General features: G+C 57.0%; 19 protein-coding genes and 1 tRNA gene. 8 read left to right on the forward strand and 12 right to left on the reverse strand.

Translation table 11 applies throughout. The features are described from left to right. Positions 1-2: 2 nt before the first annotated feature. Genes A4E33_RS12785 through A4E33_RS12795 form a run of 3 tightly spaced genes read right to left on the reverse strand, consistent with a single transcriptional unit; the run spans position 3 to position 2,615 of the window. Positions 3-1,568 (reverse strand): AAA family ATPase, encoded by a 1,566-nt coding sequence (locus A4E33_RS12785; protein ID WP_292348638.1) that lies wholly within the window; start codon positions 1,566-1,568, stop codon positions 3-5. Further along, on the reverse strand, positions 1,568-1,966 hold the full coding sequence (locus A4E33_RS12790) for a DUF1257 domain-containing protein (protein WP_292348640.1): 399 nt from the start codon (positions 1,964-1,966) through the stop codon (positions 1,568-1,570). The genes A4E33_RS12785 and A4E33_RS12790 overlap by 1 nt, the downstream gene beginning before the upstream one ends. Before the next feature lies 1 nt (position 1,967). After that, a complete protein-coding gene (locus A4E33_RS12795; protein WP_292348642.1) occupies positions 1,968-2,615 on the reverse strand; it encodes a 4Fe-4S single cluster domain-containing protein in 648 nt (215 codons plus the stop codon). Positions 2,616-3,008: 393 nt separating this feature from the next. On the opposite strand from A4E33_RS12795, the gene endA reads away from it, so the two are divergent. The 4 genes from endA to pheT are packed head-to-tail and all read left to right on the forward strand — an operon-like array spanning position 3,009 to position 8,360. After that, the gene (endA, locus tag A4E33_RS12800; RefSeq protein WP_292348643.1) at positions 3,009-4,019 is read left to right on the forward strand and encodes a tRNA-intron lyase; all 1,011 of its coding nucleotides are present in this window, start codon (positions 3,009-3,011) and stop codon (positions 4,017-4,019) included. Positions 4,020-4,029: 10 nt separating this feature from the next. Continuing rightward, positions 4,030-5,286 (forward strand): tryptophan--tRNA ligase, encoded by a 1,257-nt coding sequence (locus A4E33_RS12805; RefSeq protein ID WP_292348645.1) that lies wholly within the window; start codon positions 4,030-4,032, stop codon positions 5,284-5,286. Between the two features lies 1 nt (position 5,287). Next, positions 5,288-6,730, forward strand: a complete 1,443-nt coding sequence (locus A4E33_RS12810; RefSeq protein WP_292348646.1) for a phenylalanine--tRNA ligase subunit alpha — start codon at positions 5,288-5,290, stop codon at positions 6,728-6,730. 1 nt (position 6,731) lies between these two features. Then, positions 6,732-8,360 (forward strand): phenylalanine--tRNA ligase subunit beta, encoded by a 1,629-nt coding sequence (pheT, locus tag A4E33_RS12815; protein WP_292348648.1) that lies wholly within the window; start codon positions 6,732-6,734, stop codon positions 8,358-8,360. Here pheT and hisF read toward each other — a convergent pair. Then, on the reverse strand, positions 8,329-9,135 hold the full coding sequence (hisF, locus tag A4E33_RS12820) for an imidazole glycerol phosphate synthase subunit HisF (RefSeq protein WP_292348895.1): 807 nt from the start codon (positions 9,133-9,135) through the stop codon (positions 8,329-8,331). The two genes, pheT and hisF, sit on opposite strands and share 32 nt — an antisense overlap. Positions 9,136-9,282: 147 nt before the next feature. Here hisF and A4E33_RS12825 point away from each other — a divergent pair, with 147 nt between their 5' ends. After that, positions 9,283-10,509 carry an adenosylhomocysteinase gene (locus A4E33_RS12825; RefSeq protein WP_292348650.1) on the forward strand — a complete coding sequence of 409 codons (1,227 nt, stop codon included), beginning with the start codon at positions 9,283-9,285 and terminating at the stop codon, positions 10,507-10,509. Between the two features lie 71 nt (positions 10,510-10,580). On the opposite strand, the gene A4E33_RS12830 is transcribed toward A4E33_RS12825, so the two are convergent. After that, positions 10,581-11,429, reverse strand: a complete 849-nt coding sequence (locus tag A4E33_RS12830; protein WP_292348651.1) for a DNA-3-methyladenine glycosylase — start codon at positions 11,427-11,429, stop codon at positions 10,581-10,583. Positions 11,430-11,563: 134 nt separating this feature from the next. On the opposite strand from A4E33_RS12830, the gene A4E33_RS12835 reads away from it, so the two are divergent. After that, positions 11,564-11,893 (forward strand): hypothetical protein, encoded by a 330-nt coding sequence (locus A4E33_RS12835; protein ID WP_292348653.1) that lies wholly within the window; start codon positions 11,564-11,566, stop codon positions 11,891-11,893. Between the two features lie 30 nt (positions 11,894-11,923). Then, positions 11,924-12,403, forward strand: coding sequence for a hypothetical protein (locus tag A4E33_RS12840; protein ID WP_292348654.1), 480 nt, complete (start codon positions 11,924-11,926; stop codon positions 12,401-12,403). Positions 12,404-12,523: 120 nt separating this feature from the next. Here the strand turns inward: A4E33_RS12840 and nifB are convergent, their stop codons facing one another. Continuing rightward, complete coding sequence (gene nifB / locus A4E33_RS12845) at positions 12,524-13,417, reverse strand: nitrogenase cofactor biosynthesis protein NifB (protein WP_292348656.1); 894 nt, start codon at positions 13,415-13,417, stop codon at positions 12,524-12,526. Positions 13,418-13,549: 132 nt separating this feature from the next. Between nifB and A4E33_RS12850 the strand changes: the two genes are divergently transcribed. Then, a complete protein-coding gene (locus tag A4E33_RS12850) occupies positions 13,550-14,116 on the forward strand; it encodes a peptidylprolyl isomerase (protein WP_292348658.1) in 567 nt (188 codons plus the stop codon). Between the two features lie 103 nt (positions 14,117-14,219). Here A4E33_RS12850 and A4E33_RS12855 read toward each other — a convergent pair. The 6 genes from A4E33_RS12855 to A4E33_RS12880 all read right to left on the reverse strand — a co-directional run bounded on the left by A4E33_RS12855 (position 14,220) and on the right by A4E33_RS12880 (position 18,986). Beyond that, positions 14,220-14,293, reverse strand: a tRNA-Val gene (locus A4E33_RS12855). Between the two features lie 143 nt (positions 14,294-14,436). Then, entirely contained in the window at positions 14,437-14,946 is a 510-nt protein-coding gene (locus A4E33_RS12860; RefSeq protein ID WP_292348661.1) for an META domain-containing protein, read from the reverse strand. Between the two features lie 1,175 nt (positions 14,947-16,121). Next, a complete protein-coding gene (locus A4E33_RS12865; RefSeq protein WP_292348663.1) occupies positions 16,122-17,024 on the reverse strand; it encodes a thiamine pyrophosphate-dependent enzyme in 903 nt (300 codons plus the stop codon). Between the two features lies 1 nt (position 17,025). Beyond that, positions 17,026-18,183: a pyruvate ferredoxin oxidoreductase gene (gene porA / locus A4E33_RS12870; RefSeq protein WP_292348665.1), complete on the reverse strand. Its 1,158-nt coding sequence runs from the start codon at positions 18,181-18,183 to the stop codon at positions 17,026-17,028. Continuing rightward, positions 18,184-18,444: a 4Fe-4S binding protein gene (locus tag A4E33_RS12875; RefSeq protein ID WP_292348666.1), complete on the reverse strand. Its 261-nt coding sequence runs from the start codon at positions 18,442-18,444 to the stop codon at positions 18,184-18,186. Next, positions 18,444-18,986 (reverse strand): pyruvate ferredoxin oxidoreductase subunit gamma, encoded by a 543-nt coding sequence (locus tag A4E33_RS12880; protein WP_292348668.1) that lies wholly within the window; start codon positions 18,984-18,986, stop codon positions 18,444-18,446. The genes A4E33_RS12875 and A4E33_RS12880 overlap by 1 nt, the downstream gene beginning before the upstream one ends. Positions 18,987-19,006 lie beyond the last annotated feature (20 nt).

Consider the following 19,006-nt stretch of genomic DNA (forward strand, 5'->3'; position numbering starts at 1 on the left):
CATCACGTCCGTGCGGTGTCGAACGTCTCGAGCGCGATCGTCTTCTCTGAGGGCGGGACCTCGCTGCGGGCGGCTGCGCGGGATGCAGAGACCGCCCTCCCTTCAGCAAGGTACGACCTGAGCAACGCAACCGTCTCGCGCTGGGAGATCGAGAGGGGGACCTGCCTGCGGATGCAGGAGAGGATATCTTCCGTGGTCACCCTCCGCATGCTGTCGTTGAAGGCAAGGTACATGGCATCGATGATGGTCTGTTCGATCTCTGCCCCCACATACCCCTCGCTCTCGCGGGCGAGCAGGTCAAGGTCATAGTCGGCAGGCACGCACTTGCGCTTTTTCAGGTGCACGGAAAAGATCTCCCGCCGCTCGGCAGGGCTCGGCAGGTCCAGAAAGAAGATCTCGTCGAACCGCCCCTTCCGGAGGAGTTCAGGCGGGAGGGCTGCGATGTTGTTCGCCGTTGCCACGACAAAGCAGGGCGAGGTCTTGTCCTGCATCCAGGTCAGGAGGTGGGCAAAGACCCGCTGGCTCGTGCCGGCATCCCCGCTCCCGAACGCGAACGCCTTCTCGATCTCGTCCACCCAGAGGATGCACGGGGCGATCGTCTCGGCAAGGGAGAGGGCCCGGCGCGTCCGCTCCTCGGATTCGCCGACAAGGCTCCCGAAGAGAGCCCCCACGTCGAGGCGGAGGAGGGGGAGGTGCCAGAGGTCCGCGATCATCTTCGCGGTCAGGCTTTTGCCGGTGCCCGGGATGCCGATAAGGGCGATCCCCTTGGGGGAGGGAAGGCCGTAGTCCCGGGCCTCGCCGGTGAACGCCCGCTCGCGGAGGCGGAGCCAGTCCTTGAGCACTGCAAGGCCGCCGACATTCTCGGGGGTCTCGGTCAGGCTGTAGAACTCGAGCGCGTCTGACTGCGAGAGGATATCCCGCTTGTCGGCGATGATGGCATCGATATCGGAATCGTCGAGCGTTCCTTTCGTCACGATAGCCTTGGAGAACGAGCGGCGGGCCTGGTTCAGGGTCATGCCGAGCGCCGCCTGGATAATCTTCTCCCGCCCTGCCTTCGTCAGCGCATGGGTGATGCCGCTCGTTGCAAGGAGCAGGTCAAGATCTGCCGAGAGTTCGGCTGCCCCCGGAGGGGGGAAGTGGACAAGGACCGCATCGTCCCGGATCTCCTCCGGCACGCGGGTGGCCGGGGTGATGATCACGATGGTGCGGCGGTTGTACCGGAATTTCTGGGAGAAGTTCCGGATCCGGCGCTTGACCTGCGGGTTGTTCCAGTACTCGTGGAAGTCCTTGAGCACGATCACCGCGTTCTCGTCGGTCTTCTGGATATCGTCAAGCGCGGCGAGCGGGTCGCGGGACTGGGTGTGGAAGTTTTTGTTCCCCGCAATCACCGCAAACCCGTCAACGGCATCCCAAGTCACGCACTGCCGGGGCGGGTCCCACGTGTCGCACACCTCCCTGATCTTTGTCGTCACCCGCTCCTCCTCGGGCGTCATCACGACGATGAGGGTGACGCGGGCACGCAGCGAGACATTGAGCCTCCGCGAGAAATCCGGTTCATGGAACTGCATCACTCCCACCTCCTGACAACGATCCGGAGCGTGCCGTCCTGCTCCTCGGTCTGGGATATGACCTCAAACCCGTCCTGCGCTGCCTGTTGGAGGACCATCTTCCTGGCATACTCCTTCTGGATGGAAGCGGCCTGCCCGGCAAGTTCCTGCGTGATCTTCCGCTCGTCGGTTCCCGCAACGCCCCACCAGTCGGCGACCATGTCATAGGTGCCATCGGGGCTCTTCACAAAACCGATCCCGTACCCTTTCCGGATCTTCGCCGCGATGTCCACCTCGTGCTCGCCATGGTGGCCGCGGATCACCGTATCCGTCTCAACCTCGTACCCGAGGTTCTCAAGACAGGTCACGAGCGCCTCGCGGTGGCGGAACTGCGTCTTGACCCGGCTGTAATGCGACATCTCATGAACCCCCGCAGCGCGATGAAAACTCTGTGACGAGCGCCGGTGTCGGGAACCCGGTCGTTGTCACGGTGCCATCAGGGGCGATGGTAAATTCCATCCTGCTGCCGGCGCCGGCCGGACAGGCTGCTTTCCGGGGGACGGGAATCCTCGTGCCAAGCGCGATCACCTGCTGGTTCGCGGATCCCTTCAGCGGGTCCGGTGCCGCCAGGCCGGCAACATAGGGGCCGGTGATGAGGAGATCCGTAACTGCGAGGAGTGCGGGCCACGTGGGATCGTTTCCTTCTGCAAGCTGTTCCGTGGTATAACCGGAATAGGTTATCACGGACAGGCCGGCCCTGCGGAGCCGTTCCCCGAGTTCCGCAAGCGGGCCGGCCTGGGCAAACGGTTCTCCGCCCGAGAAGGTAACACCGTCAATACCGGGGATGGAAAGGATTGCCCTGGCAAGGTCGTCGGGATCAACCAGCGTTGCCGGAGAAAAGGACTGGAACTGCCCGTTGAAGCACCCTTCGCAGCGGAAGGGGCATCCCTGCACCCAGACAACGGCCCGGATGCCCGGTCCGTTCACCGCGGACCGTGAGAGGAAACCCGCGAGGTTGAGCATGCTCATCGGCCGGTATCCGGGGTCGTTGTATTCGGTCACCATCATCTTTCCGCCACCTGTTCTGGCACGGGAAACAATTCCGGTGTGGGGGCCCGTGTATCCTATAGTATTACCCGAGGTTTCCCGGAATGGTGTTCATCCGCGGGGACGTGCAATTCAGCATACTTATGAGATACGATTGGACTATACAGGTTCGATTTTTCCCTTTTTAAAGGCGATCGGCCCGCAGTTTGTCAGTATTTCTTTTGTATTTCCTAAGGAGTACTTCGGTTCCTTCCCATGCCTTCCGGACACGAACCACGCGCTGGCAGAAAGAGGAAAATGGCCGGATCGTAATCCCTAAGTAAACAGGGAATGCCACCACATGATGCGCACGGTATTACCTGGCCACTCTCCCCCCGCCGCCCTTATATCCCCACGGCAACAATAGATCCGGTAGTGAAAGCGGTTATTGATGGAACGGCAGTGAGGCTCGGGAAGGACGGGCGGTCCCTCTATGACCAGAGCGGGTACGGCAGGCCGGAGGGCGAATGCCTGCGGCTTTCGCCGCAGGAAACCCTCTACCTCCTCCACCGCCAGAAGATCGAGGTGCCCGGGCATACGTTCGAGTCCCTGTTCGCGGAATTCGGGGAACAGCCCGGGTTTTTGCGAAGTTTCCTTGTATACCGCGACCTGCGGGAGCGGGGGTACGTTGTCCAGACCGGCCCCCACGACTTCCGCGTCTTCAGGCGCGGCGAGGGGCCCGGGAAGGGCGAGTCCCTGTATCTTGTCCGGGTCCTCTCGGAACGCGACCCGATCCGCTTCGGGAAACTTATCGAGGAGGTCGTCGCTTCAAAGAACATGCGCAAGCAGTACGTGCTTGCAGTGGTTGATGACGAGGACGAGCTCACGTATTACGAGATCAAGCTCCCGAAGCTCGCCGATGCCTGCAGCACGCTCCCTGCACCCGGGCGGCATGATGCGGTGCTCGTTGGGAAATCCGCGATGGTTTCCGTTCCCGAAGGATCCGATCTTGAACAGGCAGGGTACGGGAAACGCCTCGATCCCGGCCGGCTGATACTGTCCCCGGTAGAACTATCCTTTCTGATAGGGAAAGGGACCGTCACTCTCATGCGCAATGGAGAACCCGTTGGGCTGGAAGAATTCACCACCCTTGCCGGCGAGACCGACGCCGAGCTGGGGTTGAAAAATGCGGTCTATGCCGAGCTCCGGTCCCATGACTATACGCCTCGGACCGGCTACAAGTTCGGGCACCACTTCCGGGTGTACTGCGGGAAGAATGTCCACTCCGACCTGCTCGTCCATGCCGTTGAAAAGGAGGCTTCCTTCCCGATGAGCATCATCTCCCGATCCGTACGGATGGCGCATTCGGTCAAAAAGAAGATGTTCTTTGGCGCCGTACATTCCTCCGGAATCCAGTTCGTGGAATTCGCCCGGATCAAACTCTAGAGTCACTACCATGGCAGAACCGCAGATCAACCCCTGGTCAAGCACCCCGTCCCTTGATATCGAGAAGACGTTTTCCGATTTCGGTATCGACCCCATCGCACCGGTGATGGCAGAACTCCCCGAGATCCCGTACTTCATGCGGCGGGGCATCGTTGTCGGCCACCGCGACTACCTCCCGATCGCACGGGCGATCCGGAACAAGACGCCATTCCACATCCTCACCGGGTTCATGCCGAGCGGCCATCCGCATCTTGGCCACCTCATGGTGATGAAGGAGGTGGTCTGGCATGTGCAGCAGGGCGGGAACGGGTATATCACGATCGCCGACCGCGAAGCGCACGCGGTCCGGGGCCTGTCGTGGGAGAAGTGCAACGAGTTCGGGAAGGAATACCTTGCCTGCCTGTATGCGCTCGGTTTTGACGGGACGACGTATTTCCAGAGCAGGAACAACCGGCTCAAGGACCTTGCTTTCGAAGCGGCGACAAAGGTGAACTTCTCGGAACTGACGGCGATCTACGGTTTCGGCCCCGACACTGATCTCGCCCACGCGGACGCCGTCATCACGCAGGTGGCCGATATCCTCTACCCCCAGATCGACCGGGAACCGGCACCGACGCTCGTGCCGGTCGGAACCGACCAGGACCCGCATCTCCGGCTGACACGGGGGATCGCCCACAAGATGCGGATGTTCACGGTCGAGGAGCGGGACGGGTACATCAGTGTCCGGTCGAAGAATGCCCCCGATGCAGCAATGGAAGCCATTAAAAAAGCCTTCCCGCACGCGAAAAAGTACGAAGGGCACGTGGACATCAAAGGGGCGCAGTGCGCCGATGTGAAGGAGAAGGTGCGTACCATCGAGCGGGCACACGGCGGGTTCGCGTTCTATACCCCCTCATCCACCTACCATATCTTCATGCCGGGACTCACCGGCGGCAAGATGTCGTCGAGCATCCCGGAGAGCATCATCTCGTTCTACGAGCCCGAGGCGGTCGTGAGAAAGAAGGTAATGAGCGGGATCACCGGCGGGAGAATGACCCTCGAGGAGCAGAAACGCCTTGGCGGCGAACCGGACAAGTGCTCGCTCTACCTCCTCAACCTCTTCCACATGGTGACGGACGATACCGAGCTTGCGGAGATAAAACGGAAGTGCATGGCCGGCGAGGTCACCTGCGGGCAGTGCAAGAAGGAGACTGCAGAGCGGGTTGTTACGTTCCTGAAAGATTTCCGGGAGAAGATGGACGCATGCGCGGACAGGATACAGGTGTAAGATGGCGGAACTGACACAGAACGAGAAACGGCTGCTTGCTGTGCTTGAGAAGGAAAAGAAAGCGGATGCCCCGCATATCGCCGGCCTGCTGGGTGCAACTCCCGAGGCGGTCGTGCAGTGGGGCCACCTGCTGGAAGACAAGGGACTTGCCGCGGTGGAACGGATCGTGGTAAAGGAGTTCACGTTCACCGATGAAGGGAAGACCTATGCACAGAACGGCCTTCCCGAGACGCAGCTCCTCCGCTTTATCCTGCCGGGGACACAACTTGCCGATCTCCAGAAGCACGAGGCGTTCCGGATCGGGTTCGGCCAGCTTCGGAAGAAGAAACTGATCACGGTCGTTGGGACACAGGTATCAAAAGTCCCGGGTGCGTCGACCGATGAGGATGAATCGGCCCTGAAAAATCCGGATGCCACCAGCCCGAGGACAAAAGAACTGATCAGGCGCGGGATCCTGCAGGAATGTGAGACGGTCCGGAATGTCATTGCCATCACCCCCACAGGGCTCGAACTCGCGAAGAAAGGCCTCGATCTCCGGGAAGAGACCGGCACCCTCACCCGCGAGATGATCCTGTCGGGAAGCTGGAAGACCGCAAACCTCCGCCGCTATGATGTAACCAAGCTCCCGAAGAAAACCTGCCCCGGGAAGATCCACCCTTACCAGCGGATCATCCAGGAGATGAGGGAGATCCTGCTCGATATGGGCTTCGAGGAGCTCTACGGAGACATTGTCCAGCAGTCCTTCTGGAACTTCGATGCCCTCTTCCAGCCGCAGGACCATCCGGCCCGCGAGATGCAGGATACGTTCTACCTCAGAGAGACCCTGCCGCTTCCGCCGGGATGGGAGAAGGTGAAGGCCATGCACCTGTCCGGCGGCGAGACGTCCTCGACCGGCTGGGGCGGAACCTGGAAGGAGGAGAAGGCCGAGCAGTGCGTGCTCCGCACCCACACAACAAGCCTCTCAATCCAGCACCTTGCCCGGAACAGGAATCCTCCGGTCAAAGCGTTCGCGGTTGGACGGGTCTACCGGCGCGAGACGATCGACACCACCCACCTTGCCGAGTTCGAGCAGCTCGAAGGGATTGTGATGGACGAGGATGTCTCGTTTGCGAACCTGCTCGGGATCCTCCGCGAGTTCTACAACCGCATGGGTTTCACGAGCGTGCGGTTCAAGCCCTCCTATTATCCCTACACCGAGCCGAGCCTCGATGCTGAAGTGTATATCGACGGCATCGGCTGGATCGAGATGGGCGGGGCCGGCGTCTTCCGCGAGGAGGTCACGGCACCGATTGGTATCAGTTACCCGGTCCTTGCATGGGGCCTTGGCGTCAGCCGTATCGCGATGCTCCGTCTCGGTCTCAAGGATCTCCGGCTCCTCCACAAAAGCGACGTGGCGTTCCTCCGCGAGACACCATCGCTTCGCAGGGCAAGGGGAGGGATCTGAAATGGCGGTCATCACCCTCCCCTACAGGTATCTCGAGCGGCTGACCCGCACCGATCGGAAAACAATCCTCGAAAAGGTGCCCCTCATCGGTTCCGATATCGAGCGCCTCGAGGAAGACCACGCGGACGTGGAGTTCTTCCCGGACCGGCCTGACCTGTTCTCCCCGGAAGGAGTTGCCCGGGCCATGCGGGGGTATCTCGGTATCGAGACCGGCCTCCCCCTGTACCCGGTCAAACCGTCAGGTATCTCGTTCACCATCGACCCGAAACTGGCAAACATCCGCCCGGTCCTGGGTGCTGCAGTAATACGGGGTGTTTCTTTTGACGATGAGTCCATCCAGAGCATCATGTCCCTCCAGGAGTCTCTCCACTGGGCAGTCGGCCGGGGCCGGTCGAAGGTTGCCATCGGGATCCATGACATGGATACCGTGAAACCGCCCTTCCGCTACCTTGCCTCCCCCCGGAGCAGGAAGTTCGTGCCGCTCGACTACTCAGAAGAGATGACGATGGACGAAATCCTTGAAAAGCACCCGAAGGGCAGGGATTATGCAAAGATCGTGAATGACTTCCCCCTCTTCCCGCTTATTGTTGACCGGGACGACCATGTCCTCTCGTTCCCGCCTATCATCAACGGCGAGCGGACGCGGGTGACCATCAACACGAAGAACATCCTGCTCGACACCACCGGCACCGACCGGCGGGCGGTCTCTGTTGCCGTCAACATCATCTGCACGGCCATGGCAGAGGCCGGGGCGGCCATCGGGAGCGTGGAGATCGAAGGGGTACAGACCCCCACCCTCACACCGGCTGAACGGACCGTGAGCGTGAAGGAGTGCTCCCGCCTCCTCGGTGCTGACCTGACTGCGTCATCGATGGCGGAACTCCTGAAGAGGATGCGTTTCGGAGCTGAACCTGCCGGTGCAGACACGGTGATGGTGAAAGTGCCCTGTTACCGGGCCGATATCATGCATGACTGGGATCTCTTTGAGGACGTGGGGATCGCGTACGGGTATGACAGGCTTGAGTCCCACCCGCCGAAGACCTCCACCGTGGGTAAACCCCACCCTGTCCAGGTCGCGATGGTTCTTGCACGGGAAGCCTTTACGGGGCTCGGTTATCTCGAGGTGATGCCGTTCACGCTGACCAGCGAGGAAGTCATGTACGCACGGATGCAGCGCCCGGAGACAAAGGGTGTGCTTCGCGTACTGCATCCGATCACTGTCGAGAACACAGTCGTGAGGACGGAACTTCTCCCCCTGCTCCTCGAGTTCCTCACCTTCAACCGCCACCGGGAGCTCCCCCAGCGCCTCTTCACGGTCGGCGACGTTGTCGTGGACTGCAGGACCCATCAGCAGGCAGCGGGCGTCAGCACTCATCCCGATGCGGATTTCTCGGAGGCGTACGCATCGGCCGATGCCGTGCTTCACGAGCTCTCTGTCGATTATACCGTGAGGGAATCGGCTGACCCGGCCTTTATCGACGGGCGGCGCGGCGATATTATCGTTGCCGGAAAAAGAGTCGGGGTCTTCGGCGAGATCCACCCTGCCGTGCTCACCGCCTTCGAGCTCGAGCACCCTGTTGCAGCGTTCGAGTTCGACCTCAGAGCCGTACCGGGATACCCCGGCCCCTGAGGTATTCTTTTACATCTTTTACCGTGAATTCGCCGTAATGGAAGACGCTTGCCGCAAGACAGGCATCTGCCTTCCCGTTCACAAACCCGTCATAAAAGTGTTCGAGGGTGCCAACCCCCCCGCTCGCAATCACCGGTATACCGGCTGTATCGGATATCGCGGAGGTGATCGCAATATCGAACCCGTTCTTCGTGCCATCGGTTTCCATGCTGGTGAGAAGGATTTCACCGGCTCCCCGTTCCTCGGCCTCCTTTGCCCAGGCAACTGCATCGATGCCGGTTGGCCTGCTCCCGCCATAGATCACCACTTCATACCAGCAGGTTCTGCCGTCAGTGAGCTGTACCGGGATTGCTTCCGGATTGGGAGTAAAGTTCCGGCGCACGTCCATTGCGCAGACAATGCACTGGGTGCCGAAAGCCTCAGCCCCGCGGGTGATGAGCGCGGGATCGTGCACAGCACTCGTATTGAGGCTCACCTTATCGGCGCCGGCCCGGAGGATCTGCTGGATATCATCAATCGATTTCAGCCCGCCCCCGACGGTGAGCGGGAGGAAGAGCTGGTCGGCTGCACGCTTGATGAGTCCGACAATGATCCCCCGCTTCTCTTTCGATGCGGTGATATCGAGGAAGACCACTTCGTCTGCTCCCTGCTCGTTATACCGCCCGGCCAGCTCGACCGGGTCGCCTGCATCCCGGAGACCAAGGAAGTTTGTCCCTTTCACAACCCTGCCATCCTTGAGATCGAGGCAGGGAATGATCCGTCGCGTGAGCACCATCGGGTACATTCTTTCCCGGCCGGAACTATCTACATTTCCCACGCAGGATACCCCGCGGAGTTTTTATGTAACCTGCCGTCCCTATTCATAGGGTAGTCAGTATCCGGAAAGCCGGTTTTACCGGGATTTCCCCCCATGAGGATTTCCATGAACTCAGGAAAATTAAAGATCGAATGGGCGGCGCAGTACATGCCGGTGCTCGCGGCCATAAAAAAACAGTTCGAGAAGGAGAAACCCTTTGCCGGCATGACGATCGGTATGGCGCTCCACGTCGAGGCCAAGACCGCAAACCTCGTCTCCACGCTTGCCGCCGGGGGAGCAACGGTGCACATCACCGGCTGCAACCCGCTCTCAACGCAGGATGATGTTGCCGAGGCCCTCAACCACGTGAAGAACGTGCACTGTTATGCAAAGCGGGCATGCACGGTCGACGAATATTATGAGGCAATTGACCGGGTGCTCGATGCAAAGCCGGTCATTACCATCGACGACGGGATGGACCTCATCCATTACATCCACACAAAGCGCCGCGACCTCATAAAAAATGTCATCGGGGGCTGCGAGGAGACAACAACCGGGATCCACCGCCTCCGTGCCATGGCAGCGGACCGGAAGCTCGAGTTCCCGGTCATTGCGGTGAACGATACCCCGATGAAACGGTTCTTCGACAATGTCCACGGGACCGGAGAGAGTGCCCTGTCATCCATCATGATCACGACGAACACCCTGATTGCCGGCAAGTACTTCGTCGTTGCAGGGTACGGGTTCTGCGGCCGCGGCCTTGCACGGAAAGCCCACGGGCTCGGCGCCAAGGTCATCATCACGGAGGTCGACCCGCGGCGTGCCCTTGAAGCCCACATGGACGGTTTCATGGTCATGTCGATGGATGAAGCGGCGGCAGTGGGAGATATCTTTGTCACAACGACCGGCAATGTTGCGGTCATCGGTGCACGGCACTTTAAAAAGCTGAAGGACGGTGCCATCCTGTCGAACGCCGGTCACTTCAACGTCGAGATCGATATCGACTGGCTTCATAAGAACGCCGGAAAGATCATCCAGCGCGACGGCATCGAGACGTTCATGCTCGGGAAGAAGGCCGTCCACGTCCTTGCCGAGGGAAGGCTCGTCAACCTCGCCACCCCCAAAGGTATGGGCCATCCCATCGAGGTCATGGATTTAAGTTTCGCCCTTCAGGCGCTCTGCACGCTCCATATCGCAAAGAACGGGAAGAAGCTCAAGGGCGGTGTATATGAGGTGCCAAACGAGATTGACGAGCAGGTGGCAAACCTCAAGCTCGCATCGCTGGGCCTCTCCATCGATACCCTCACCAAAGAGCAGAAGAAATACTCGTGCAGCTGGGATATCGGGACGTAAGATCCAATCCTGTTTTTTTATATTCCCTGTGAAGGGATCATTTCCAGGGAAACACCATCCGATTATTCTCCTTACCTCACCCTCCCCGCGTACAGGTATTCCTGCGCCCATCCGCAATAGTTCCCGAAATGCCTCCGGGCAAACCGGTGGATCGTATCATAGTCGCGGTTCGTAAGCGGGGTATCTGCAGATAACTCTGGCAGGTAGTGCTCCGCCATGATCCGGCGGATCCAGACATCGACCGGGAATGCCTCGTACTTCTGGAACGCAAAGAGCAGGATGCAGTCGGCAGCTTTCGGGCCGACGCCTTCAAGTGTCATCAGCTCTTTGCGGGCATCCGCGTAAGGGAGCCGGCTGATCGCGTTTGCCCAGTCCTTTGCATTGGTAACTGAGGATGATGTACCGAAAACATAGGATTGCCGGTACCCGAGCCGGCATTCGGTGAGCCCGCTATGGCCTTCACAGATAATAGAGGACGGTTCCGGGAACGTATGGTACACGCGCCCCCGGAATTCAATGCGTTTCCCGAACTTCTCCGCGATGGAGGCGATCCTGCGGCGGATCGTTGGGATATTGGAATTGGTGGAACAGATATAGGAGATTGTGCATTCCCACGGGGGCTGCCGTACGAGGCGGAGCCCCCGGTTCTTTTCAATGCATGCATGGATGAACGGATCGGTATCGATAGAGTTGAGGATTGCCACAAGATCGGTATCGAGAGAGAAATAATGAACGATGAACGATGCAGGCGCTCCCTCGTACGTCAGCCGGTTCCCGTCCTGCCGTATCCTGATGACACGGTCACCCACAACCCCGTACCACCAGCTGTCATCCATGCGGTTCCAGCGGAACACCTGTCCGCAGGAGAGGGTGGCATCCAGACTGAACGGCTGGTCGTGTCGAAGTGTCAGGCAAGGCATCGGATATATACCCTCACCAGTTTATCCCGGAGACTTATTATGCTGTTTCTGAAGGCAGCGAACTTCCAGACACTTCCCGGGAAGGCAGGATAAGAACGAAGATGATTTTAATATATAAATCAATAGTTCCTGTCATGGAACTGGCAGCAACGCTGAAGGCTTTTATTGAAGAGGGACAGGATTGGGAACGCAAACACACGTCGGTCAGGGGAGTGTCGATCATCCGGCTCCCGGCGACAAAGAACCGCGCCGCTTCCCTGGCAATTGATATCAACCCGGTTGGCGACAACGGGCTCCCGATGAAGAAAAAAGGAATTATGATCATGAACGCGGCAGAGCTTGCTGCGTTCCGGGCTGCTTTCAACAACGAAAAGATTGACGGTCTGATCTCCGCGCTCGAGGAAGTGCTCCCGGAACGCAAGGTTTCAGGGAAACAGGCTAAACCGGACGTTTTGCAGATATAACAAGAAAAACCCAATCAGCTCGGGATATCCATGAGGGTGGCGACAGCGTTATGCGCGATACTGGTAATCACAGCGACAGCACTGACAGGATGTCTCGGTACAAAAACAATTCCGGAACCATCCCCGCTAAACCCCACCCTTCTCATCGATTACCAGAGGTCTGGAGGGATCGCTGACATAGACGACCGGCTGGTGGTCTTTGATAACGGTGCCGCCATCGTACATAGCCGGAGCATCAGCAGGGAGATAACGCTCAACCAGTCCGACCTGCAATCGGTAATTGCGATATTCAATGAAAGCAGGTTTGTGAGTCTTGAAGGGAATTTTACCTCAGCCCGTGGTGGTGCAGATCTCCTGCGGTACAGAATAAGTTACCGCAACAAGACGGTGATTACCGAAGATACGGCAATTCCTTCCACCCTGGAACCGGTCATCAGGGAATTGGACCGTTATCTGGAGAACGGTCTTGAGAATCCGATCGACCTCCCACGCTACCGCCTGACTCCCTAAGGAAGGGCATGCAGTTCGGTTATACAGTTTTTTCTGCAACGGTGAATTTTACCGGCAGGTCCGGAAAAAACCGGAAACGCGTATTGAGGAAAGGAAATGAAAAGGGAAGGATCGGAAAAATTACCGGTTTTCGTACATGCAGGACTGGACATCGTGCCCGAGTTTGCCGATGGCGTCGGCACGGCATCGCTGGCAGTGCCGCATCTGTTTGACATATTTTGAGCATTCATCCTGCATCTTGCGCTTCATCTCCTGCGTTGGCGGGGCGATGTCGGCAAACTTGTACTGGGAGATGAGGGGGATGAGGTTGAAGGTATATACACCCATTTCGCCGACCTTTTTTGCAATGGCGGGGATGTGGTCCTCGTTGATGCCGGGGATATAAACCGTGTTGACCTTGACAATCATATTCCGTTTTACCGCTTCCTCGATCCCTTTCAGCTGCTGGGAGAGGAGCAGCTTTGCCGCTTCAATCCCGGTATACCGTTTGCCGTGGTAATCGACGAACTGGTAGATCTTCGCTCCGATCTCCGGGTCCACAGCATTGAGCGTTACCGTAATATTACCAACATCATATTTCTGCAGGAGGTCGATTTTGTCCGGGAGCAGCAGGCCGTTGGTACTGATGCACTTGATGACGTTGGGGTACTGTTCGTGCAGTCGTTTCAGAGTCTCGAAGGTCTCCTCGTTTGCAAGCGGATCCCCGGGCCCTGCAATGCCGACCACCTTGATGTAATTATACTTGTCAACCACTTTTTTTACCATATCCATGGCTTCATCGGGATTCAGGACCCGCGTCGTCACACCGGGCCGGCTCTCGTTCACGCAGTCGAAGTCGCGGATGCAGTAATTGCACTGGATATTGCATTTCGGGGCAACCGGTATATGGCACCGGCCGAAGTTGTGGCACGCTTTCTCCGAAAAACAGGGATGTTCCTGGATCTTCCGCATCTGCGCGGCATCCCACTGTACCTTCCGTCCCGCAACGTCTGCAACCCGTACCTGGTCCGCCATATTCAACAGTATACCGGATGCGCTGTTAACCTATAAATAAAGTACAATCGTGCTGATCATGGTACACCCTGCTTTCAGCAACCGTTCAAACAACTGTTTATCATGGCAGGCTGAACAATAGGTGAGGATAGCATGAAGAAGTCCGAGAAACTGAAGGGAAAAGAAGCCGTGACTGCCCGGAAGAAACAACGCATGCAGTATGCCGTTGCAGGAACGGCGATAATTTTCTTAGCGCTCATTGCCGGGTATATCCTCTTCAATCCTTTCGTTGCAAAGAACGGCGATACAGTAATGATATATTATACCGGGTCCTTTGAGAACGGCACGGTATTTGACTCCAATGCCGGAGGAAATCCCCTGGTATTCACCATTGGTGACCATGCAGTTATCACCGGTCTTGAAGAGGCAGTAACCGGCATGGCACCCAATTCAACAAAGACCGTGACTATTCCCTCCGATAAGGCATACGGACCGTACCGCGAAGATCTGATCATGGTTATGAACAGGTCCATCCTCCCGCCGGATATCGAACCGGAAGTCGGGCATACCTATTCGATCCGGCGGACGAATGACCGCGCTGTAGCCTATGTCAGAATACTCAGTTTCAATAATTCCAGCATCACGGTTGACCAGAACCACCTCCTGGCCGGCCAGAACCTGACGTTCGCGATTCAGTTCATCGGGTTCAGCAAAGAATAGCATCCCGTTTCTTTCTTTTTTTTCTGAGGTACAACTGCCAGCGTTATGCAAAGCAACGGGAATTTTACATTCATCCCCATTCCAGACAATAATTCAGAAACGATGGGCCCGGCCGGATTCGAACCGGCGACCTCCGCCGTGTAAGGGCGACGTCATAACCGACTAGACCACGAGCCCCAGACTCTTACTATGTCACCCTGTATCCTATTAATAATGTTGATGGCAGGACGGAAGAAGGTGTTAAATGAGGTGAAAGAAACATGGGGGGAGAAATCCCGAACCCCATGCAAAACCATTCCATCGCAACCTGCGCTGATGACTTACGGGGAGGGATCGAACTGCAGGATCTTCCTGCCGTCGCGGTCGAACATGATGAGCTGGTTATTGGTTATTGAGTAGGTTTCTGCATCCTGGAGATCGGTGAAGTAATACGATTCCTGGCTCATGACACCGACGGGGGTCTGGCAGAGGTTATTCTGCGGGACAACCGGACGCCTGAACCAGATCCGGGACTCTTTTCCAAGCTGGTAATCTGATGAGTACCCGTTGCAGCCTCCGGATCCCGTGACCTTCCCTTCATTCAGGAAGGTTGCCGTGATGGTGCTCCCTTCTGCCACCTTGGACCAGATTTTATTTTCACCGGATAACCATCCAAGCGTCCATGTTGTACTGGTGAGAGTCGGTCCTGCAGCCGTGACAGGTGCGGCAGATGGTGTCGGCGTGGTTGTGGATACCGGCATTGCCGGGGTCTGCGCCGGCTGGCTCGCGCAACCGGCAATAAAGGCGGCCATGACGAGCAGGCCGATACAGGCGAAATGCAAAACTTTCATACTAAATGAAGAATTCGTTTTTAAAAATAAACATAGCGGTCTGATTCGGGTATTTTCAGAGCATCTGAAAAAGCATGATGGGATCGCTGGTTTATTGTATCACCGGCTCAGCAGGAACGGGCATGAACGGGGTTCACACAAGGAGACTGAAAATCGCAGGAACAGGATTATTTTCAATAGATCTCCGGTTCAAGGCCTCGGTATGGCGGGGCCCGAGCCGGTTCCATAAAAACGCTCATTGGAGAACCCCTTGAAACGCCCGTTGTTTATCGGCGGTATTCAACACAAAGGTGCCGGAGATGCCATTGCGCCGGGATGGCCGGATCAGGGAGTGCCAGCCATTTCCAGAACACTTCCGGAATCGGATATTTAACGAATTTTTTTTTCTCGTCAGATCCTGCTGAAAAAGTATCAATCGTGAAAAACGTTGTCAATAACTCATTTGACTGCCGGGTACGTACTTAACTCACTCAGAGCGTACTTTACTCCTTTTTTCGGTCTCCGTCGTGAGCGATACCGCCGATCAAGCAGATCCCGATTGAAAAATCGCGGGCAGGGGATGAGGGGTCGGTTGAAAATTTTTTTCCGGAGATCGATGTGCGGTTGAAAGAATTGTTGCGGGGCAGGCAGGATTATGACAGCTTCCTGTCGCGGGGAGCCTTTTTAAAAAAAGGGTATAGTCACATTTCAGCGACTAATTTTTTACTCTGATGGACGCCCCCTTGCGCCAACCCTGCCCCCGTTGGGGGCGGGGGCGCATGTGATTCTTCTGTATTTCCGGGAGGCCTGATCCTGATAATGCAACGTTATCGCAATTGGGGCGCCATAGCGGCGGGGCGAAGCCCCTGGAGCGTCAATATTTTTGTCCTTTCTCATGAACACTTTTTTGATCCGAATTTTGGAACAATGTTCTGACTCTTTTTTTTCTCTCTTAAATTCCTTAACGATCTGGTAGTTAAAATGGCACTATACCCTAAAAAAATTCCCGAATTCTTGTAATGTTCATCATCCGGGTGTGAATTTTTGTATCTATACACGTCTCCGGAACTGAATCATCTTCAAAAATTTTTAACGGTCCGTCGTGTTTAAGCCGTTCAAAAGTATCCTGAATAGATCACCGGTTCCGGTATTCAAAGAATGGAAAAAAGGGAAAAATCCTTTTTTGGAGTTCCGGATTATTCTTTTTTCAGTTTGATATCGATCCCGTATTTCTCAGCGTTCCGGTCGGCGATGGCCTGGATGGCGGCGATCTCCGCGTCCTGCCGCGAGGGCTTGAAGAGATGGCGGAACCGTTTCTGGGTCTTCAGGTACTCCTCGACCGGTTTCCTGACAACCTTCCTGACCTTCGAAACCTTTCCGTCCACCATCTCGAAGTTCACCCAGAGGCCGGTCTCGAGCGCCAGTTTGGCAATGGCGATGGTCTGTTCGCCTTCAAAACCCCACCCGGTACAGCACGGGGCATGGACCTGCACGTAGCAGGGCCCCGGGGTGTTGATCGCTTTCTCGACTTTCTGTTTCAGATCTGCAGGATATGCAACAGATGCCGTGGCCACATACGGTGCGCCATGGGCAGCCAGGATCGCCGGCATGTCCTTCTTGGGCCGTTTGTTCCCAAAGGAACACTTCCCAGCCGGGCTCGTTGTCGTGCTCGCATCATAGGGCGTTGCTCCGGACCGCTGGATACCGGTGTTCATATAGGCCTCGTTGTCGTAGCAGATGTACGTGAAGTCGTGCCCCCGCTCAAATGCACCACTGATACAGATCATACCGATATCGAAGGTTGCACCATCACCGGCCATGATCACGATCTTCTCGTTCCGGCCCTGCTTTTTCAATGCTGCATCGATCCCTGATGCAACCGCCGCAGCATTCTCGAAGAGCGAGTGGATCCACGGGACCTTCCAGGCAGTCTCGGGATACGGTGTGGAGAATACTTCCATGCACCCGGTCGAGTTGACCACGATGGTGTTTGTCCCGGCTGCCTGCGTTACAAGCCGGGCTGCCAGTGCAGCCCCACAGCCACCACAGGCGCGGTGCCCGCAGTCGAACAGTTCGCAGGTCTTCTTTGGTTCGGCCATTTCAGATCAACTCCCTGCGCAGGCCATAGAACTGGTCTCCAATTCCTCTTTCGCAGAGTGTGACGATCTCCTTGATATCTTTCTTCCGGATGTCCCGGCCTCCAAGGCCGAGGATATACCCTTTCACCGGGATCGTGGAACCGTACATTGCATCCCGCACCTCAATTGCTGTTGCACCGCCACGGGATCCGAGAGAGACATTCTTGTCAAGTACGGCAATCCGTTTCACATGCGAAAGCCCTTTCACGATCTCCTCTGCAGGGAAGGGGCGGAAGACCCGGATCCGGAGAAGCCCGACCTTCATGCCTTCGGCACGCATCTCGTCGATTGCATCCTTGACTGTGCCACAGACCGATCCCATGGCAACGATTGCTGTCTCCGCATCTTCAAGACGGTAGGTTTCGATGAGGGCACTGTAATCCCTGCCAAACAGGGAACCGAACTCCTTGCCGGCTTTTGCAATAACACCCTTTGCCCGTTTCAGGGCCTGGTCCATCTCGTACCGGAACTCGAGGTAATACTCCGGCGTGGCATACATACCAAAACTCATGGGATCGCTGGCATCAAGTTTCTCGGAAGGATTGAATTTCGGGAGATATTTGTCGACATCTGCCTGCGTGAGCATGTCCACCGGTTCATACGTGTGGGAAAGGATGAAACCGTCGAAGCAGACGAACGCCGGGAGCTGGACTGCCGGGTCTTCGGCAACCTTGTAGGCCAGGAAGTGAAGATCTGTCGCTTCCTGGTTGTCCTCGGCATAGAAGTGAAGCCAGCCGGCATCCCGCAACGAGATCGAGTCCTGCATATCGTTCCAGATAGAGAGCGGAGCACCCATGGCACGGTTTGCAATCGACATAACGATTGGCAGGCGCATTCCTGAGGCATTGAAGACAACCTCGGCCATCAGCATGAGGCCCTGTGATGTGGTAGCGGAGTAGGCACGGGATCCTGCTGCACTCGCGCCGACACAGGCCGAAAGTGCCGAGAGCTCGTTCTCAACTGTTATATATTCTGCATCGAGCATCCCGTTCGCAACAAAGTCTGCGAGCGCCTCGACGATGTGAGTCTGTGGCGTTATGGGATATGCAGAAACCACCTGCGGGCGGCAGAGCCGGACCGCCTCTGCAACCGCGTGCGATCCTTCGGTTATCTCCATCATCTACTTCTCCTCCTGTTTCATGGTGATCGCTTCCTTAGGGCATTCCTCAGCGCAGATCCCGCAGCCTTTGCAGTACGTGTAGTCAGGCTCGAAGAATCCGTCAGTATTCTCGTGAACACAACCTTCGGGGCAAAGGGTCTGGCACATCCCGCACTTGGAACACTTTTCGTTGTCGAACGCGGGTTTGAAGACACGCCATGACCCGGTTTTGTTATCACGGGACTTTCCGGGCCGTGCCCTGCAGCCAACTGCAAGTGCCATTATGCGGCCCCCTTTACGGTGTCGAATGCTGTTTTTGCCGCCGCGATATTCTTTACTGCAAGATCTCCCGGGAAACGGTGCCTCAGCGCCTTTTCAAGCGCAGCAAATTCAATTTCTCCGGAAGCTGCGGCAAATGCCCCCATCAGCGTGGTATTGGTGATGGGCAGACCGAGCACTTTCAGGGCAATGGATGTTGCATCGATGATGATAAGCTTCACCCCTTCCGGTACCTGGTAATCCGGTTTCTTCTCCGTGTTGACGATGACGATCCCGCCCTTTTTTACCCCGTGGAAGACATTGACATCCTTGATCAGCGTGCTGTCCTGAACGATGATATAGTCCGGTTCGTACACCTGGCTCCGCTTCCGGATTTTCTTGTTGTCAAACCGGACAAAGGCCTGCACGGGCGCCCCGCGACGTTCAACGCCAAATGCCGGGAATGCCTGGGCAAAGACGCCGCCTTCAAATGCAGCGACTGCAATCAGTTCGGCAGCGGTGACCGACCCCTGGCCACCCCTGCCGTGGATACGTAGCTCTCTCACAAAAAATCCCTAATAATCTT

The organism is Methanoregula sp. PtaB.Bin085 (assembly GCF_002067035.1).
GTDB lineage: Archaea > Halobacteriota > Methanomicrobia > Methanomicrobiales > Methanospirillaceae > Methanoregula.

Coding starts and splice junctions, on each gene's coding strand:
- A4E33_RS12785 (WP_292348638.1), bottom strand. CDS start 1,568: ATGCAGTTCCATGAACCGGATTTCTCGCGGAGGCTCAATGTCTCGCTG.
- A4E33_RS12790 (WP_292348640.1), bottom strand. CDS start 1,966: ATGTCGCATTACAGCCGGGTCAAGACGCAGTTCCGCCACCGCGAGGCG.
- A4E33_RS12795 (WP_292348642.1), bottom strand. CDS start 2,615: ATGATGGTGACCGAATACAACGACCCCGGATACCGGCCGATGAGCATG.
- A4E33_RS12805 (WP_292348645.1), top strand. CDS start 4,030: ATGGCAGAACCGCAGATCAACCCCTGGTCAAGCACCCCGTCCCTTGAT.
- A4E33_RS12810 (WP_292348646.1), top strand. CDS start 5,288: ATGGCGGAACTGACACAGAACGAGAAACGGCTGCTTGCTGTGCTTGAG.
- pheT (WP_292348648.1), top strand. CDS start 6,732: ATGGCGGTCATCACCCTCCCCTACAGGTATCTCGAGCGGCTGACCCGC.
- hisF (WP_292348895.1), bottom strand. CDS start 9,135: ATGGTGCTCACGCGACGGATCATTCCCTGCCTCGATCTCAAGGATGGC.
- A4E33_RS12825 (WP_292348650.1), top strand. CDS start 9,283: ATGAACTCAGGAAAATTAAAGATCGAATGGGCGGCGCAGTACATGCCG.
- A4E33_RS12830 (WP_292348651.1), bottom strand. CDS start 11,429: ATGCCTTGCCTGACACTTCGACACGACCAGCCGTTCAGTCTGGATGCC.
- A4E33_RS12835 (WP_292348653.1), top strand. CDS start 11,564: ATGGAACTGGCAGCAACGCTGAAGGCTTTTATTGAAGAGGGACAGGAT.
- A4E33_RS12840 (WP_292348654.1), top strand. CDS start 11,924: ATGAGGGTGGCGACAGCGTTATGCGCGATACTGGTAATCACAGCGACA.
- nifB (WP_292348656.1), bottom strand. CDS start 13,417: ATGGCGGACCAGGTACGGGTTGCAGACGTTGCGGGACGGAAGGTACAG.
- A4E33_RS12850 (WP_292348658.1), top strand. CDS start 13,550: ATGAAGAAGTCCGAGAAACTGAAGGGAAAAGAAGCCGTGACTGCCCGG.
- A4E33_RS12860 (WP_292348661.1), bottom strand. CDS start 14,946: ATGAAAGTTTTGCATTTCGCCTGTATCGGCCTGCTCGTCATGGCCGCC.
- A4E33_RS12865 (WP_292348663.1), bottom strand. CDS start 17,024: ATGGCCGAACCAAAGAAGACCTGCGAACTGTTCGACTGCGGGCACCGC.
- porA (WP_292348665.1), bottom strand. CDS start 18,183: ATGATGGAGATAACCGAAGGATCGCACGCGGTTGCAGAGGCGGTCCGG.
- A4E33_RS12875 (WP_292348666.1), bottom strand. CDS start 18,444: ATGGCACTTGCAGTTGGCTGCAGGGCACGGCCCGGAAAGTCCCGTGAT.